At 64.5% G+C, this 15,576-nt stretch carries 13 protein-coding genes; 4 read left to right on the plus strand and 9 right to left on the minus strand.

Annotated elements, in window-relative coordinates; all coding sequences use genetic code 11:
* Nucleotides 1–164: 164 nt before the first annotated feature.
* Complete coding sequence (locus NCR37_RS08760) at nt 165–1,424, plus strand: MFS transporter (RefSeq protein WP_250472651.1); 1,260 nt, start codon at nt 165–167, stop codon at nt 1,422–1,424.
* A 170-nt stretch (nt 1,425–1,594) separates the two neighbouring features.
* Here the strand turns inward: NCR37_RS08760 and NCR37_RS08765 are convergent, their stop codons facing one another.
* The 3 genes from NCR37_RS08765 to NCR37_RS08775 all read right to left on the minus strand — a co-directional run bounded on the left by NCR37_RS08765 (nt 1,595) and on the right by NCR37_RS08775 (nt 4,453).
* Nucleotides 1,595–3,490 carry a propionate--CoA ligase gene (locus NCR37_RS08765; protein ID WP_250472652.1) on the minus strand — a complete coding sequence of 632 codons (1,896 nt, stop codon included), beginning with the start codon at nt 3,488–3,490 and terminating at the stop codon, nt 1,595–1,597.
* A gap of 241 nt (nt 3,491–3,731) precedes the next feature.
* Nucleotides 3,732–4,154 carry a hypothetical protein gene (locus tag NCR37_RS08770; RefSeq protein ID WP_250472653.1) on the minus strand — a complete coding sequence of 141 codons (423 nt, stop codon included), beginning with the start codon at nt 4,152–4,154 and terminating at the stop codon, nt 3,732–3,734.
* 38 nt (nt 4,155–4,192) lie between these two features.
* Entirely contained in the window at nt 4,193–4,453 is a 261-nt protein-coding gene (locus NCR37_RS08775; protein ID WP_250472654.1) for a hypothetical protein, read from the minus strand.
* 277 nt (nt 4,454–4,730) lie between these two features.
* On the opposite strand from NCR37_RS08775, the gene NCR37_RS08780 reads away from it, so the two are divergent.
* Nucleotides 4,731–4,892: a hypothetical protein gene (locus tag NCR37_RS08780; protein ID WP_250472655.1), complete on the plus strand. Its 162-nt coding sequence runs from the start codon at nt 4,731–4,733 to the stop codon at nt 4,890–4,892.
* A 234-nt stretch (nt 4,893–5,126) separates the two neighbouring features.
* Here the strand turns inward: NCR37_RS08780 and NCR37_RS08785 are convergent, their stop codons facing one another.
* Both NCR37_RS08785 and NCR37_RS08790 read right to left on the minus strand, forming a co-directional pair.
* Complete coding sequence (locus tag NCR37_RS08785) at nt 5,127–5,879, minus strand: 5'-methylthioadenosine/adenosylhomocysteine nucleosidase (protein ID WP_250472656.1); 753 nt, start codon at nt 5,877–5,879, stop codon at nt 5,127–5,129.
* Nucleotides 5,876–8,230 (minus strand): UvrD-helicase domain-containing protein, encoded by a 2,355-nt coding sequence (locus NCR37_RS08790; protein WP_250472657.1) that lies wholly within the window; start codon nt 8,228–8,230, stop codon nt 5,876–5,878. Before NCR37_RS08790 ends, NCR37_RS08785 begins: the two co-directional genes overlap by 4 nt.
* Nucleotides 8,231–8,452: 222 nt before the next feature.
* Here NCR37_RS08790 and NCR37_RS08795 point away from each other — a divergent pair, with 222 nt between their 5' ends.
* Together NCR37_RS08795 and galU are read left to right on the plus strand one after the other, a co-directional pair.
* Nucleotides 8,453–11,320, plus strand: coding sequence for a valine--tRNA ligase (locus NCR37_RS08795; RefSeq protein WP_250472658.1), 2,868 nt, complete (start codon nt 8,453–8,455; stop codon nt 11,318–11,320).
* Between the two features lie 72 nt (nt 11,321–11,392).
* Nucleotides 11,393–12,274, plus strand: a complete 882-nt coding sequence (gene galU, locus NCR37_RS08800) for a UTP--glucose-1-phosphate uridylyltransferase GalU (RefSeq protein WP_175944309.1) — start codon at nt 11,393–11,395, stop codon at nt 12,272–12,274.
* A 73-nt stretch (nt 12,275–12,347) separates the two neighbouring features.
* Here galU and NCR37_RS08805 read toward each other — a convergent pair whose 3' ends face one another.
* From NCR37_RS08805 to NCR37_RS08820, 4 genes are read right to left on the minus strand one after another with little or no spacing between them, the layout of a single operon-like run.
* Nucleotides 12,348–12,575, minus strand: coding sequence for a sulfurtransferase TusA family protein (locus NCR37_RS08805; protein ID WP_206466644.1), 228 nt, complete (start codon nt 12,573–12,575; stop codon nt 12,348–12,350).
* A 48-nt stretch (nt 12,576–12,623) separates the two neighbouring features.
* Nucleotides 12,624–13,640, minus strand: a complete 1,017-nt coding sequence (locus NCR37_RS08810) for a Gfo/Idh/MocA family oxidoreductase (RefSeq protein WP_250472659.1) — start codon at nt 13,638–13,640, stop codon at nt 12,624–12,626.
* Nucleotides 13,637–14,641: an inositol 2-dehydrogenase gene (gene iolG, locus NCR37_RS08815; RefSeq protein ID WP_250472660.1), complete on the minus strand. Its 1,005-nt coding sequence runs from the start codon at nt 14,639–14,641 to the stop codon at nt 13,637–13,639. Before iolG ends, NCR37_RS08810 begins: the two co-directional genes overlap by 4 nt.
* Nucleotides 14,631–15,509, minus strand: a complete 879-nt coding sequence (locus NCR37_RS08820; protein ID WP_250472661.1) for a MurR/RpiR family transcriptional regulator — start codon at nt 15,507–15,509, stop codon at nt 14,631–14,633. The genes iolG and NCR37_RS08820 overlap by 11 nt, the downstream gene beginning before the upstream one ends.
* Between the last annotated feature and the right edge of the window lie 67 nt (nt 15,510–15,576).

Consider the following 15,576-nt stretch of genomic DNA (forward strand, 5'->3'; position numbering starts at 1 on the left):
TGTTCAGACGATAGACGACGCGTCGCCCAGACCCTGTCCGATTCGCGACAAACCTTGGCATGACAACGCGAGCGAGCCACCCTACACTTGACACACATTCGGTTCGCGCATGAATCGCGGGCAGAACAACGAATCCTAACCACCGCTTCCTTTCCTCCGTCACCATGCAAACGAGTATCGACAAAGGCGCTTTCCCGAGTTCGGGCGGCGCGTCGGCAGTGAATGCGGCCAGCGCGGCGAATGCGACACCCGTGCCAGCGCCGCGCACCGTGTATTCCGTGCTGGGCGCCATCAGCTTCTCGCATCTGCTCAACGACATGATCCAGTCGCTGATTCTGGCGATCTACCCCATGTTCAAAAGCGAGTTCGCGCTCACCTTCGGGCAGATCGGCCTTATCACGCTGACGTATCAGATCACCGCGTCGCTGCTGCAACCGATCGTCGGGCTGTACACGGACAAGCATCCGAAGCCGTATTCGCTGCCCGTCGGGATGGGCTTCACGCTGTCCGGTCTCCTGCTGATGTCAATTGCAGGCAACTTCGGCACGTTGCTGATCGCGGCGGCGCTGGTGGGCTGCGGCTCGTCGGTGTTCCATCCGGAATCGTCGCGGGTGGCGCGCATGGCTTCGGGCGGCAAGCACGGTCTCGCGCAGTCGCTGTTTCAGGTGGGCGGCAACGCGGGCTCGTCGCTCGGGCCGCTGCTTGCCGCGCTCGTCGTCATTCCGCACGGCCAGCGCTCGATCGCGTGGTTCTCGGCGGCGGCGCTGCTCGCGATGGTCGTGCTCGCGAACATCGGCCGCTGGTACAAGCGTCATCCGGCGGTCAAGAAAGGCCGCGGGAAAGCGGCGCACGCGTCGCTGCCGCGCGAGAAGGTCGTGATGGCGATGAGCGTGCTCGTCCTGCTCGTCTTCTCGAAGTACTTCTACCTTGCCAGCATCACGAGCTATTTCACGTTCTATCTGATCAGCAAGTTCGGCGTGTCGGTGCAGGCCGCGCAGATTCACCTGTTCGTGTTCCTCGCGGCGGTCGCGGCGGGCACGATCATCGGCGGGCCCGTGGGCGACAAGGTCGGACGCAAGGCGGTGATCTGGGTATCGATTCTCGGCGTCGCGCCGTTCACCTTGCTGATGCCGTATGTGAACCTGTTCTGGACCGGCGTGCTGTCGGTGGTGATCGGGCTCGTGCTGGCCTCGGCGTTCTCGGCGATTCTGGTCTACGCGCAGGAACTGATTCCCGGCAAGGTCGGCATGGTCGCGGGCCTGTTCTTCGGCTTCGCGTTCGGCATGGGCGGCGTCGGCGCGGCGGTGCTCGGGCATCTCGCGGACGTGACGAGCATCGATTATGTCTACAAGCTCTGCGCGTTCCTTCCGTTGATCGGCGTGCTGACGGTGTTGCTGCCCAAGACCCACGACGCGAAAGCTTGAGGTCGTCGCCTCGTCGTGGTTGACGCGCCCGGTCATGCAGCCATGACCGGGCGTTTGTCTTTCCGGGAACGCATCGACAACTTGTGACGAGCTTCCCCGTATGCGTGCTCGTCCTTCCCCGCATCGGGGACATGCTGCTGCATTCGCGTGATAGGCCACGCAGGCACCGCTCACTTCTGTTCGAGCGCCGCCCTGATCTGCGCGAGCGCGCTCGCGTCCTCGATAGTCGGCAGATCGCCGGGATCGCGGCCTTCGGCCAGCGCGGCAATCGCGCGGCGCAGCAGCTTGCCCGATCGCGTCTTCGGCAGCACCGAGACGAAATGCACGCGCGCTGGACGCGCGATCGCGCCGAGTTGCGTATCGACCGCGTGGCACAGCTCCGCTTCCATGCCTTCGCGCGCGCCCGGCGCATTGATGCGATCGGCGTCGCGCAGCACGACGAACGCCGTCGCCGTCTGCCCCTTGAGCGCGTCGGTCACGCCGACGACCGCGACTTCCGCGACCGCCGCGTGCGCCGACAATGCCTCCTCGATCTCGCGCGTGCCGAGCCGATGCCCCGCCACGTTGATTACGTCGTCGGTGCGCCCGAGTATCGACACGTAGCCGTCCTCGTCCTGCACGCCCCAGTCGAACGTCGAATAGACCATCTGGTTCGGCACGCTTTGCCAGTACGTCCCGACAAAGCGCCTGTCGTCGCCCCATACGGTCTGCATGCAGCCCGGCGGCAGCGGATAGCCGAGCGTCACGACGCCCTTCTCGCCCGGCGCGCACGGCTCGCCGGTCATCTCGTTGCGCAGCGTCAGGTTGAAACCCATCGACGGCACGCCCGGCGACCCGAGCTTCGACGGCAATGCCTCGATGCCGCGCGGTATCGCCAGCATCGGCCAGCCGGTTTCCGTCTGCCAGTAGTTGTCGATCACGGGCTTCTGCAACGCGCTCTGTATCCACTGCGCGGTGGGCTCGTCGAGCGGCTCGCCCGCCAGAAAGAGCGTGCGCAGGCTCGACAGATCGTATTTCTCCATCAGCGCCGGGTCCTGCTTCTTCAGGACGCGGATCGCGGTGGGCGCGGTGAACATCAGGTTGATCTTGTGCTGCTCGACGAGCCGCCACCAGATGCCGCCATCCGGACGAACGGGCGTGCCTTCGTACATGACGGTCGTGAGTCCCGCAATCAGCGGCGCATAAATGATGTAGCTATGACCCACGACCCAGCCGATGTCCGATGCCGTGAACATCGTGTCGCCGGCCGCGCCCTGAAAAATATGCTCCATCGACGCCGCGAGCGCGACCGCATAGCCGCCGACATCGCGCTGCACGCCCTTCGGCCTGCCCGTGGTGCCGGACGTGTAGAGCACATACGACGGCTCGTTCGATTCGAGCCATTCGCAGGGAACGTGCGCATCGAAGAATTGCTCGCGCAGCGGCTCGTAGGCGACCAGATAGCTCGCCTGAAGGCGCTCGGGCGCAAGCTGCCGGTCGATCAGAAGCACTTGCGGCACCTTGAATTCGGCGCGCGACAAGGCTTCGTCGACGAGCGGCGTGTAGTCGATGACCTTGCCCGCGCGCGCGCCCGCATCGGCGGTGACGATAAGCGTGGGTTCGGCATCGTCGATGCGCGCCGCGAGATTCGGCGCCGCGAAGCCGCCGAACACGACAGAATGGATCGCGCCGATGCGCGCGCACGCGAGCATCGCGAACAGCGCCTCGGGGATCATCGGCAGATAGATGAGCACGCGGTCGCCCTTCCTGACCGAGAGCGAGCGCATGACGGCGGCCATGCGGTTCACTTCGGCGTGCAGCTCGGCATAGGTATAGCGGCGCTCGATGCCGGTTTCGGTCGAGACATAGACGAGCGCGTCCTGCTGCGCGCGCGACGCGAGATGGCGATCGACCGCGTTATGGCACAGGTTCGTGCGCCCGCCGACGAACCATCGCGCGAACGGCGGGTTGCTCGCATCGAGCACCTGTTCGAACGGCGTCTGCCAATGGATGCGGCGGGCCTGCTCGGCCCAGAATGTTTCGGGCTCTTCGATCGACTGGCGATACGCTTCTCGGTAAGTCGGCATGCGCGTCCTCTGCAAGATGCAATCTGTGGCGAGTCGCTGCTTGGCGACTCGCTCCACAGCATAGAGCAGCGGGCGAATGGCTGACTAGAGAGGGCGCGCCCTGATCGTGTGAGCGACGTGTCATCGGACGATGCGATCGCCACGGTGGCAAGCGGCTTCGGGCGCATCATTGCCGGGCACGGCGCTGATGCCGTCGCGCCCTATGTGTCTGGGCAGTTGCGCGAGTGAGCGGTCCGCGCGTTCAGACCGCGCGGCTGCCCGATCTGCGCGATGGCGGCGCGCTCGCCGGTGCCGCGCCGTGTCTGAGCAGCACCGGCGCGAGTTCGCCCGCCACGCGCATGCTCGATACAACGACCGTTCGCACGCCGCTGTCTTGCGTGAGCGCACGCAGCGTTTCGCGCGTCGCCGCCCGCGCCTCGATGCGCGGTTCGATCACGATCAATCCGCGGCAGTACGCCGCCAGCGCCACGCGATGCGTGCGCAGCCACGCGGCGCGAAGAGCGAAGTCGTCGGGCGTTTCGTCGTCGCTGTGTTCCGCGACGATGACGAACGGCGTCGCGAGCGCGAGCAGCCGCCGCATCTGCGCGGACCACGCGAACGCGTAGCCCGGCTTTACCGCCCGGCGACGCACGCGCACGAGCGGGAAGCGGCTTGCGTCGAGCATGGGCGTGTCTAGGGCGTTGGGAGTAAGGTCGGCGGCAATCACAGCGGCTTCGGGCTCCATTCGTTCAGGGCGGCGACGAGACTCGCCCAGCGGGAACGGCGCGGCACGACGCGCTTCTTTCGCGCGGCGCGCGGCGGCGAGTTCTCGACGCTCGCGGGCGACGATGCGGCAGGCGCTTCGTGCCAGGCACGGCGAGTTGTTTCGAGTACTTTGGCGGCGTTCGCTGCGATGGCGCAGCCCGCTAGTGCATCACGCGGGTCGCTATGTGTTCCGCCGTCGGGCTTCAGATCGTTGGTCACGTCGGGCCTCCAGTCGTGTATCCACGATGTATGACGCATTGTATTGAGAATCATTCTCAATAACAAGCGTGATGCGAGGGATGCGGCAGGATGTGACAGCCGCCGATCCGCACGCTGCTGCTTCCAATGGTCCGAGCGGGGCGAGCAATCGGTCGGCTCGAAGGGCCGAGGGGCTCAAGGGGGTTGAGCGGTTTGCGTGGTTTGCGTGGTTTGCGTGGTTTGCGTGGTTTGCGTGGTTTGCGTGGTTTGCGTGGTTTGCGTGGTTTGCGTGGTTTGCGTGGTTTGCGTGGTTTGCGTGGTGTGCGTGGTGTGCGTGGTGTGCGTGGTGTGCGTGGTGTGCGTGGTGTGCGTGGTGTGCGTGGTGTGCGTGGTGTGCGTGGTGTGCGTGGTGTGCGCGGTGTGCGCGGTGTGCGCGGTGTGCGCGGTGTGCGCGGTTTGACCGGTACAGGCTCTTGGAGCCGTGAAGGCGTTGAGCCGTTGAGCCGTTGCAGCCGTCGGAGCCGTCGGAGCCGTCGGAGCCGTTGGGACGATATCAGCGGCAGCAGCGGTGGCAACATTACAGCGGTTCGGGCAACTCGAGCAGCTCAAGCGCCCCAAGCGCCCGGCACCTTTAGAGCGGCCTAAGCGGTCGCTAGCCTCCAACTGGTCAAAACGGCCAACCGACTCAACCGACTCACGCAGCCCGCATCAAAAACCGCGACAACACCCCCGACGAATACATCCCCGCAATCGCCGTCAAGAATTCCGCGAAGGACGCGGGCGCGGCGGCATCGGCTGTATCGGAAATGGTGCGGACCACGGCGCACGGCACGCCGTGCTCATAGCAGACCTGCGCGAGCGCCGCGCCTTCCATCTCGACCGCGAGCGCATCCGGCAGCGCAGCGCGCAACGCGCTCACCGCCTCGTGGCTCGCGATGAACTTGTCGCCGCTCACCACCAGCCCGCGATGCACGCGCGGCCGCATGACGGCGAAGCGCTCGGCGAGCGCATCGCCTTCGGTCTCGATGAACGTGAGCGCCGCAGCGGCAAGCGCGTCCGACAGCGCGCTGTCGGCGTCGAAATGCGTGCGCTCCAGCAGCGGCACTTCGTAGCGCGGGAAAAACGGCGACGCGTCGAGATCGTGCTGAAGCAGCGCGTTCGCGACGACGATATCGCCCACGCGCACGTCCGCCTGCACGCCGCCCGCGACGCCCGTGAAGAGAATCGCATCGACGCCGAAGACGTGGATGAGCGCGCTCGCCGTCGCGGCCGCCGCGACCTTGCCGATGCGCGCGAGCGTCACGACGACCGGCACGCCGTGCGCCTCGCCGACGTGATATTCGCGCTTGCCGAGCGTGACCGTGCGCACTTCGCCCGCGTCCCGCATGTGCGCGATCAGGTCGCCCAGTTCCTGCGGCAGCGCCGCCATGATCGCAAGCCGCTTCATTCGACGGCCTGTAGCTTGGCCACCGCCAGCGCCAGCCATTTCTCGCCGTGCCGCTTGAAGCGCACTTGCGCGCGGGCATCGCCGCCGGAACCTTCGAGCGCGGTCACAGTGCCCTCGCCGAACTTCGTGTGGAAGACGGCCTGCCCGACCTTGAAGCCGGTATCGGCCGCGCGCTGTTCGTTCGCGAACGACGGCAGCGCCGCGCTCGCCGTCGATTGCGCGCCGCGCTCCTGTCCCGGCCGCGCGAACCAATCGCGGCCCCAGCCGGCGTTGTCGGCGCGTCCGCCCCAGCGCGCGCCCGGCTCGACTTTCGGCGTGAGCCACTTGAGCGAGCCTTCCGGCAGTTCGTCGAAGAAGCGCGAGCGGATGTTGTAACGCGTCTGCCCGTGCAGCATGCGGCTCTGCGCGAACGACAGATACAGCCGCTCCTTCGCCCGCGTGATCGCGACATACGCGAGCCGCCGCTCTTCTTCGAGCCCGTCGGATTCCTGCGCGCTGTTTTCGTGCGGAAAGAGTCCTTCTTCGAGCCCGGTGATGAACACCGCCGTGAACTCGAGACCCTTCGCCGCGTGGACCGTCATCAACTGCACGGCGTCCTGCCCGGCTTGCGCCTGGTTGTCGCCGGCTTCGAGCGACGCATGCGACAGGAAGCCCGCGAGCGGCGTCATGGTGTCGGGATTTTGCGCGGGATCGGCGATGCCGGGCGCATCCAGCACTTCGATCTCGCCGTCCTCGCTCACCGCCGTGATCTCCTGCGCGGCGGTCGCGCCGGGGCGCAGCGGAATGGATCGCGCGGGCGTATCCAGCCCATAGCCTTCTTCGCTCACGAACGCCGCTGCCGCGTTCACCAGTTCCTGCAGGTTTTCGAGCCGGTCCTGCCCTTCCCGCTCGGTTTCGTAGAACGCGGCGAGTCCGCTTGCGCGCACGACGTATTCGACCGTTTCCGGCAGGCTCATCTGCTGCGTTTCGGCGCGCATCTTCGCGATGAGCGTCGCAAACGCGCCGAGGCTCGATCCCGCCTTGCCGGTCACGTAAGGCACGGCGGCGGCCATCGAACAGTTGTAGAGACGCGCCGCGTCGGCCAGTTGCTCGATGGAACGCGCACCGATGCCGCGCGTCGGAAAGTTGACGACGCGCGCGAACGCGGTGTCGTCGTTCGGGTTGTCGATCAGGCGCAGATACGCGAGCGCATGCTTGATTTCCTGACGCTCGAAGAACCGCAAGCCGCCATACACGCGATACGCAATGCCCGCGTTCACGAGCGTATGTTCGATGGTGCGCGACTGCGCGTTGCTTCGGTACAGCACCGCGATCTCGCCGCGCGCGAGTCCCGTGTTGATGAGCGCCTTGATTTCCTCGACGATCCAGCCCGCTTCCTGCGAATCGGTCGCGGCTTCGTAGACGCGCACCGGCTCGCCGTGCCCGGCGTCCGTGCGCAGGTTCTTGCCGAGCCGCCGCGCGTTGTTCGCGATCAGATAATTCGCGGTATCGAGAATATGGCCGTGCGAGCGGTAGTTCTGCTCCAGCTTAATGAGATTGCGCACACGGAACTCGCGCTCGAAGTCGTGCATGTTGCCGACGTTCGCGCCGCGAAACGCGTAAATCGACTGGTCGTCGTCGCCCACGGCGAAGATCGCGTTGTGCTCGCCCGCGAGCTGCTTCAGCCACGCGTATTGCAGCTTGTTGGTGTCCTGAAACTCGTCGACGAGGATATTGCGAAAGCGCGCCTGATAATGCGCGCGCAGCGGCGGATTGTGCGCGAGCAGTTCGTGACAGCGCAGCAGCAGTTCCGGAAAATCGACGACGCCTTCGCGCTGGCATTGCTGGTCGTAAGCCTCGTACAGCTCGACGAACTTGCGGTTGAAGTTGTCGGTCGCATCGACATCTTTCGGCCGCAGGCCTTGTTCCTTCGCGTTGTTGATGAAGTACTGGAGGTTCTTCGCCGGATACTTCTCGTCGTCGACGTTGAGGCCCTTCATGAGCCGCTTGATCGCGGAAAGCTGGTCCGCAGTATCGAGAATCTGGAACGTCTGCGGCAGGCCCGCGTCGCGGTAGTGCGCGCGCAACATGCGGTTGCAGAGGCCGTGGAAGGTGCCGATCCACATGCCGCGCGTGTCGATGGGCAAGAGCGCCGACAGGCGCGACATCATCTCGCGGGCCGCCTTGTTCGTGAACGTGACGGCGAGAATGGTCGGCGGCGATGCGTAACCCTGCTGAATGAGCCACGCAATGCGCGTGATGAGCACGCGCGTCTTGCCGCTGCCCGCGCCCGCGAGGATCAGCGCGGGCTCGTTCGGCAGCGTCACGGCGGCGAGCTGTTCGGGATTGAGGTTGGCGAGTAAATCGGGCATGGGAAAGTGGAGCGGCGCAAAGCGCGCCAAATGAGCGTGCCAAATGAGCCGGCGAGGAGTCGCCGAGTAGCCGACCATTATAAGACCGCGCCGATGGCGTCGCCCGGCGAGCCATTCGCGGCCGCGGACCGGCCGCGCCCGGATTCGTCCGATTGCGCGGTCCAAACCTTATAATCGGTGATTACCCCGCATCTTTTCACGCATTTTTCGGCAGATTTCACGATGAGCGACAGCACGCTTGCGAAGAGTTTCGAGCCCCAGAACATCGAGTCCCAGTGGGGCCCGGAATGGGAGAAACGCGGCTATTCCGCGCCGACCTTCAAGGAAGGTGCCAAGAACTTCTCCATTCAACTGCCGCCGCCGAACGTCACCGGCACGCTGCATATGGGGCACGCGTTCAACCAGACCATCATGGATGGCCTGACGCGCTATCACCGCATGCTCGGCGAGAACACGCTGTGGGTGCCGGGCACGGACCACGCGGGCATCGCGACGCAGATCGTCGTGGAAAGACAGCTCGATGCGCAAGGCATCTCGCGGCACGATCTGGGCCGCGAAGAGTTCCTGAAGCGCGTGTGGGCGTGGAAGCAGGAGTCGGGCTCGACCATCACGCGGCAGGTGCGCAGGCTCGGCGCGTCGATCGACTGGTCGCGCGAATACTTCACGATGGACGACAAGATGTCGGCCGCCGTGCGCGACGTGTTCGTCACGCTCTACAAGCAAGGGCTGATCTATCGCGGCAAGCGGCTCGTGAACTGGGACCCGGTGCTGGGTACTGCCGTGTCCGATCTCGAAGTCGTGAGCGAGGAAGAAAACGGCAGTCTGTGGCACATCAAGTACCCGCTGCCGGACGGCTCGGGTCATCTGACGGTCGCGACGACGCGTCCCGAAACCATGCTCGGCGACGTCGCCGTGATGGTGCATCCGGAAGACGAGCGCTATGCGCATCTGATCGGCAAGACGGTCGTGCTGCCGCTCTGCGATCGCGAGATTCCCGTGATCGCGGACGACTACGTGGACCGCGAGTTCGGCACCGGCGTCGTGAAGGTCACGCCCGCGCACGACTTCAACGACTACGCGGTCGGCCAGCGCCACAAGCTGCCGCAAATCGAAATCCTCACGCTCGACGCGAAGATCAACGACAACGCGCCCGAGAAGTATCGCGGCATGGACCGGTTCGAGGCGCGCAAGCAGGTCGTCGCCGATCTCGAAGCGCTGGGTCTGCTCGATTCCGTCAAGCCGCACAAGCTGATGGTGCCGCGCGGCGATCGCACGGGCGTCGTCATCGAGCCGATGTTGACCGACCAATGGTTCGTCGCGATGAGCAAGCCCGCGCCCGAAGGCACGTTCAATCCGGGCAAGTCGATCGCCGAAGCCGCGCTCGATGTCGTGCGCAACGGCGAGATCAAGTTCGTGCCGGAGAACTGGACCACGACCTACTATCAGTGGCTCGAAAAAATCCAGGACTGGTGCATCTCGCGTCAGTTGTGGTGGGGGCATCAGATTCCCGCATGGTACGGCGAGAACGGCGAAATTTTCGTCGCGAAGAGCGAAGAGGAAGCGCGCGCGGACGCCGAGCGCCAGGGCTACACCGGCCCGCTGAAGCGCGACGACGACGTGCTCGACACGTGGTTCTCCTCCGCGCTCGTGCCCTTCTCGTCGCTCGGCTGGCCGAACGAGACGAAGGAACTCAAGGCGTTCCTGCCTTCGTCGGTGCTCGTGACGGGCTTCGACATCATCTTCTTCTGGGTTGCCCGGATGGTGATGATGACCACGCATTTCACCGGCAAGGTGCCATTCGAGACCGTCTATGTGCACGGCCTCGTGCGCGACGCGGAAGGCCAGAAGATGTCGAAGAGCAAGGGCAATACGCTCGACCCGATCGACATCGTGGACGGCATCGACCTCGAAACGCTCGTCGCCAAGCGCACGAGCGGGCTCATGAATCCGAAGCAGGCCGCGCAGATCGAGAAGAAGACGCGCAAGGAATTCCCCGACGGCATTCCGGCGTTCGGCACGGATGCGCTGCGCTTCACGATGGCGTCGATGGCCACGCTCGGTCGCAATGTGAATTTTGATCTGGCACGCTGCGAGGGGTATCGCAACTTCTGCAACAAGCTCTGGAACGCCACGCGTTTCGTCTTGATGAACTGCGAAGGCCACGATTGCGGTTTTGCGAACGTGGCCGGCTGCAAGCCCGGCGATTGCGGACCCGGCGGCTACACGGACTTCTCGCAAGCGGACCGCTGGATCGTGTCGCTGCTTCAGCGCGTGGAAGCGGAAGTCGAGAAGGGCTTTGCGGACTATCGCTTCGACAATGTCGCAAGCGCAATTTACAAGTTCGTGTGGGACGAGTACTGCGACTGGTATCTGGAACTTGCGAAGGTGCAGATTCAGAACGGCACGCCCGAGCAGCAGCGCGCCACGCGCCGCACGCTCCTGCGCGTGCTGGAGACGGTGCTGCGTTTGGCGCACCCGGTCATTCCGTTTATCACCGAAGCGTTGTGGCAGAAGGTCGCGCCGTTGACGGACGCTTACCCGGCGGGCGCGCAGGAAGGCGAAGCGTCGGTCATGACGCAGCCGTATCCGCGCGCCGAGACGAAAAAGCTGGATGAATCCGCTGAACAGTGGGCCGCCGAACTGAAAGCAGTGATCGACGCATGTCGTAATCTGCGTGGCGAAATGAATCTGTCGCCCGCGGTGAAGGTGCCCTTGCTCGCGCACGGCGACGCCGCGCGTCTTTCTTCGTTTGCGCCCTACGTCGCGGCGCTCGCGCGTCTCGCCGAAGTGAATATCATCGACGACGAAGCCGCGCTCGACAAGGAAGCGCAAGGCGCGCCGGTGGCGATCGTCGGCGCGCACAAGCTGGTGCTGAAAGTCGAGATCGACGTATCGGCGGAGCGCGAGCGTCTGACGAAGGAAGTCGAACGTCTTGGCGGCGAGATCGTCAAATGTAACGCGAAGCTGGGCAATGAAAGCTTTGTTGCAAAAGCGCCGGCCGCTGTCGTTGAACAGGAGCGCAAAAGGCTGGCAGAATACAAGACCACTATCGAGAAGCTACAGGCGCAATTATTGCGACTGCCTGCGTGATGGGAGTCGTTTTTACGCCCTGTTCAGTCGCTTCACCGATGTTTAAATGATTAAGAGGATCAGGGTCATCACATGCTAAAAGTTACCAAAGCGGTTTTTCCCGTTGCGGGTCTCGGCACGCGGTTCCTCCCCGCGACCAAGGCTAGCCCGAAGGAAATGCTGCCGGTCGTCGACAAGCCGCTGATTCAGTACGCGGTCGAAGAAGCGATGGCCGCCGGCATCACCGAAATGATCTTCGTCACCGGCCGCAGCAAGCGTGCCATCGAGGATCATTTCGACAAGTCCTACGAGATCGAAGCCGAGCTGGAGGCGCGCGGCAAAGAGAAGCTTCTCGAACTCGTGCGCAGCATCAAGCCGAGCCACGTGGACTGCTTCTACGTGCGTCAGGCGGAGGCGCTCGGCCTCGGCCATGCGGTGTTGTGCGCCGAAAAGCTCGTCGGCGACAATCCGTTTGCCGTGATTCTCGCGGACGACTTGCTGTACGGCAGGCCGCCCGTGATGTCGCAGATGATCGAGGTGTTCGACCACTATCACAGCTCGGTGATCGGCGTGGAAGAGATTCCGCCGCAAGACACGAAGTCGTACGGCATCATCGACGGCAAGGAGTGGGAAGACAACATCGTCAAGCTGTCGGGCATCGTCGAGAAGCCGGAGCCGGCGGTGGCGCCGTCGAACCTGGGCGTGGTCGGCCGCTATGTGCTGAAGCCGCGCATTTTCGACCACATCCGCGCGCTCAAGCCCGGCGCGGGCGGCGAGCTGCAACTGACGGACGCGATTCAGTCGCTGCTGTCGGATGAGCAAGTGCTCGCGTACAAGTATCACGGCACGCGTTTCGATTGCGGCAGCAAGCTCGGCTATCTGAAGGCGACGGTCGAATTCGCGCTGCGCCATCCGGAAGTGGCGAAGGACTTCGAAGAATACCTGCGCACGCGTTCGCCGGTTCTCGAAGGGTAAGCGTCAACGGCCCTGTACGAAAAAAATGCCCGTCACTTGCGTGACGGGCATTTTGCTTTTGCGCTTCAGCTTTTCAGCGGCGCCGCATCAAGAAGATAAACGTCTTGTCCTGCGAACTCGACTCGACGATTTCATTGCCGGTTTGCTTGGCGAACGCGGCGAAATCGCGCTGCGAGCCGGGGTCGGTCGCGAGCACTTTCAGAATCTGGCCGCTCGTCATGTCGGCCAGCGCCTTCTTCGCCCGCAGAATCGGCAACGGGCAGTTGAGCCCGCGTGCGTCGACTTCCTTGTGAACTTCCATCGCGATTGAACCTTCCGTGTGCCTGGTGGTTCGATTCTAACGCAGCGCTCAAAGATCCACCGGCCGCCCACTCCCATACGCTTCCCGCAGCGCGACGCCGATGCGCGTCGCCTCTCGCGCATCGTGCAGCGTCAGACCGGTCGGCGTGCCGTCCTTCAGCAACGCGACGAACGCCTGCGCCTCGCGCAAGAACGCATCTTCGAAACGCTCGAAGAACGTCGGCGTGCACGCGTTGCGCATGCCGTGCTCATCCGCAATTTCGACGCGATTCAGCCGCGGATTGCGCCCCACCGACAACGCCCCCGCCGTGCCAATTATCTCGGTCTGCGTATCGTGTCCGTGCGCCATCGTGCGCGAGGCGTAGAACACGGCGAGCCGGCCATCGTCGAATTCGACGACGCCCACGCCGTTGTCGATATCGCCGCATTCGCGCAAGCCCTCGTGAATCGCGATGGTGCCGCTCGCGAACACGCGCTTCGCACGCGGATTGCCGAGCATCCAGCGCGCGAGGTCGATGTCGTGCACGCTGCAATCGAGAAAGAGCCCGCCCGAAGTCGGCGCGAAGCGCACGAAAAAGCCATCGGGGTCGTTCTTGTCGCAGGTCTGCGATCGCACCATGAACGGCCGGCCGATCGCGCCCTTCCCGACCTGCTTGAACGCATCGCGATAACTCGCATCGAAACGACGCACGAAGCCGATCATCACGTGAAGCTGCGGATGCCGCGCGTGCGCTTCAATTACGCTGTCGCATTCGGCGAGATCGAGCGAGAGCGGCTTTTCACAGAAGACGTGCTTGCCCGCCTCCAGCGCGGCGATGATCTGCCGCGCGTGCAGCGAGGTCGGCGTGACGAGCCACACCGCATCGACCGAAGCGTCCGCGAGCAGCGCGTCGTAGTCCGCGTAGAGCGCGAGCTCCGGCAAGCGTTCGCGCGCCCACGCGCGTTCCTCGTCGACGGGACTGCACGCAGCAACAAGCCGCGCGCCCGGCACATGCCACGCAAGGTTCTCCGCGTGACGGCGCCCCAGCCGCCCGAGCCCGACGATTCCCACGCGCACCGCGCTCACGCTGCTTGCTCCGCAAGCCGCACCATGCGCTTCTCGCGCCAAGAAAGCGTCGCGGCTTCGGCCAGTTCCAGCGCCTTCAGGCCATCGGCCACCGTCGTGCGGACCGGCTTGCCATGATTGACGGCATCGAAGAAATGCGCGATTTCCAGGGCATACGCCGCGCGATAGCGTTCGAGGAAGAACGCCTCGGGCACGTCCGTCGAGACGGACGTCTTCGAATACGCGGTCACTTCGGTCGGCCGCACATTGCCCGCCTGAAGCATGCCCGCGCTGCCAAGCAACTCGAACCGCTGATCGTATCCATACGCCGCGCGCCGCGCCGTGTTGATCTGGCAGAGCCGGCCGCGCTTCGTGCGGATCGTGACGGCGGTCGAATCGATATCGCCGGCATCCGCGATAGCCGGATCGGAGAGGCAACTGCCGGTCGCGTGCAGCGTCTCGGCTTCGTCGTCGAGCATCCAGCGGAAAATGTCGAAGTCGTGGATCAGCATGTCCTTGAAGATGCCGCCCGAATGCTTGATGTATTCGACCGGCGGCGCGCCCGGATCGCGGCTCGTGACGATCAGCATTTCAGGATCGCCGATCTCGCCCGCTTCGACGCGCGCCTTCAGCGCCGAGAACGTCGGATCGAAGCGCCGCTGAAAGCCGATCATGCACACGACGCCCGCGCGTTCGACCGCATCGGCGCAGGCGCGCGCGCGTTCCAGCGTCAGGTCCACCGGCTTCTCGCAGAACACGTGCTTACCCTGTGACGCCGACTGCATGATGAGGTCCGCGTGTGTGTCCGTGCTCGAACACACGACGGTCGCGCCGATCGTCGCATCGCCCATTGCGCCGTCGATATCGGCAACCTGCGCGCCGTGTTGCTCGGCAAGCGCGGCCGCCGCGTCACGGTTCACATCGACGACATACTTCAGCCGCACGCCCGGCTGCCGCGCCAGATTCGCCGCGTGAATCTTGCCGATGCGCCCCGCTCCAAACACCGCCACGTCAATCGTCATAACCGCCTGTCTCCCTGGATTCTTCGACGTTCAATTCGAGCCGGTACGCGAGCGCGATGAAAAGCGCCTGGCACAGGCAGATGGTGCTCGTGAGCGAGCGAAACGCGAACGCGCTGCCCTCCTTCACAAGCAGGCTCGCGCTCGCATGACGCGCGAGCGGCGAAAGCTGGCTATCGGTGATGACGAGCGTCGCCGCGCCGTGATGCTGCGCCGCGCGCACGCAGTATTGCGTCTCCTTGCCGTACGGCGCGAAGCTGATTGCGATGAGCACGTCGCCCTTCTTCACGCTGCGGATCTGTTCGCGGAACATGCCGCCGACGCCCGAGATGAGATGCACGCGCTTTTTCGTATGGCCGAGCGCATAGACGATGTAGCTCGCCACCGCGAACGAGCGGCGCACGCCGATCACATAGATGTTCTCGGCCTTTTCCAGCATCTCGACGGCGGCTTCGAACTGCGTGTCGTCGAGGCCGGCTTCGAGTTCGTCGAGACCCGCGCGGCTCGCCGCGATGAATTCGCGCGCCACGGAAACGCCCGAAGCGACGCCCGCTTTCTCGTCGATCAGCTTGCGGATGCGCTGCTGGTAGCTCTGTGCGGTGCTGCCGCCCGCGTACGCGTGCCGGAACACCGCCTGAAGGTCGGAGAAGCCGGAGAACCCGAAACGCTGCGCAAAACGCACGACCGCGGACGGATGCACGCCGCACGCCGCGGCGATATCGCTCGTGCGATCCATCATCACGCTCTGCCGATGCTGCTCGATATACGACGCCACGCTCTTTAGCTGGCGCGGCAGCGAGTCGTACGCATCGGTGATCCGTTGCATCAGATCGTCGACGGAAAGGACATCGGTACTGGTTTCATCCTGCATGGAAAGCCCGGTTCGTCGGCGCCCGAAAGCGAGCGCCGGTGCAGCCGATTATAGAAAGGCCGCCCTC

The sequence above is a fragment of the Caballeronia sp. GAFFF1 genome (assembly GCF_023630705.1).
Classification (GTDB): domain Bacteria; phylum Pseudomonadota; class Gammaproteobacteria; order Burkholderiales; family Burkholderiaceae; genus Caballeronia.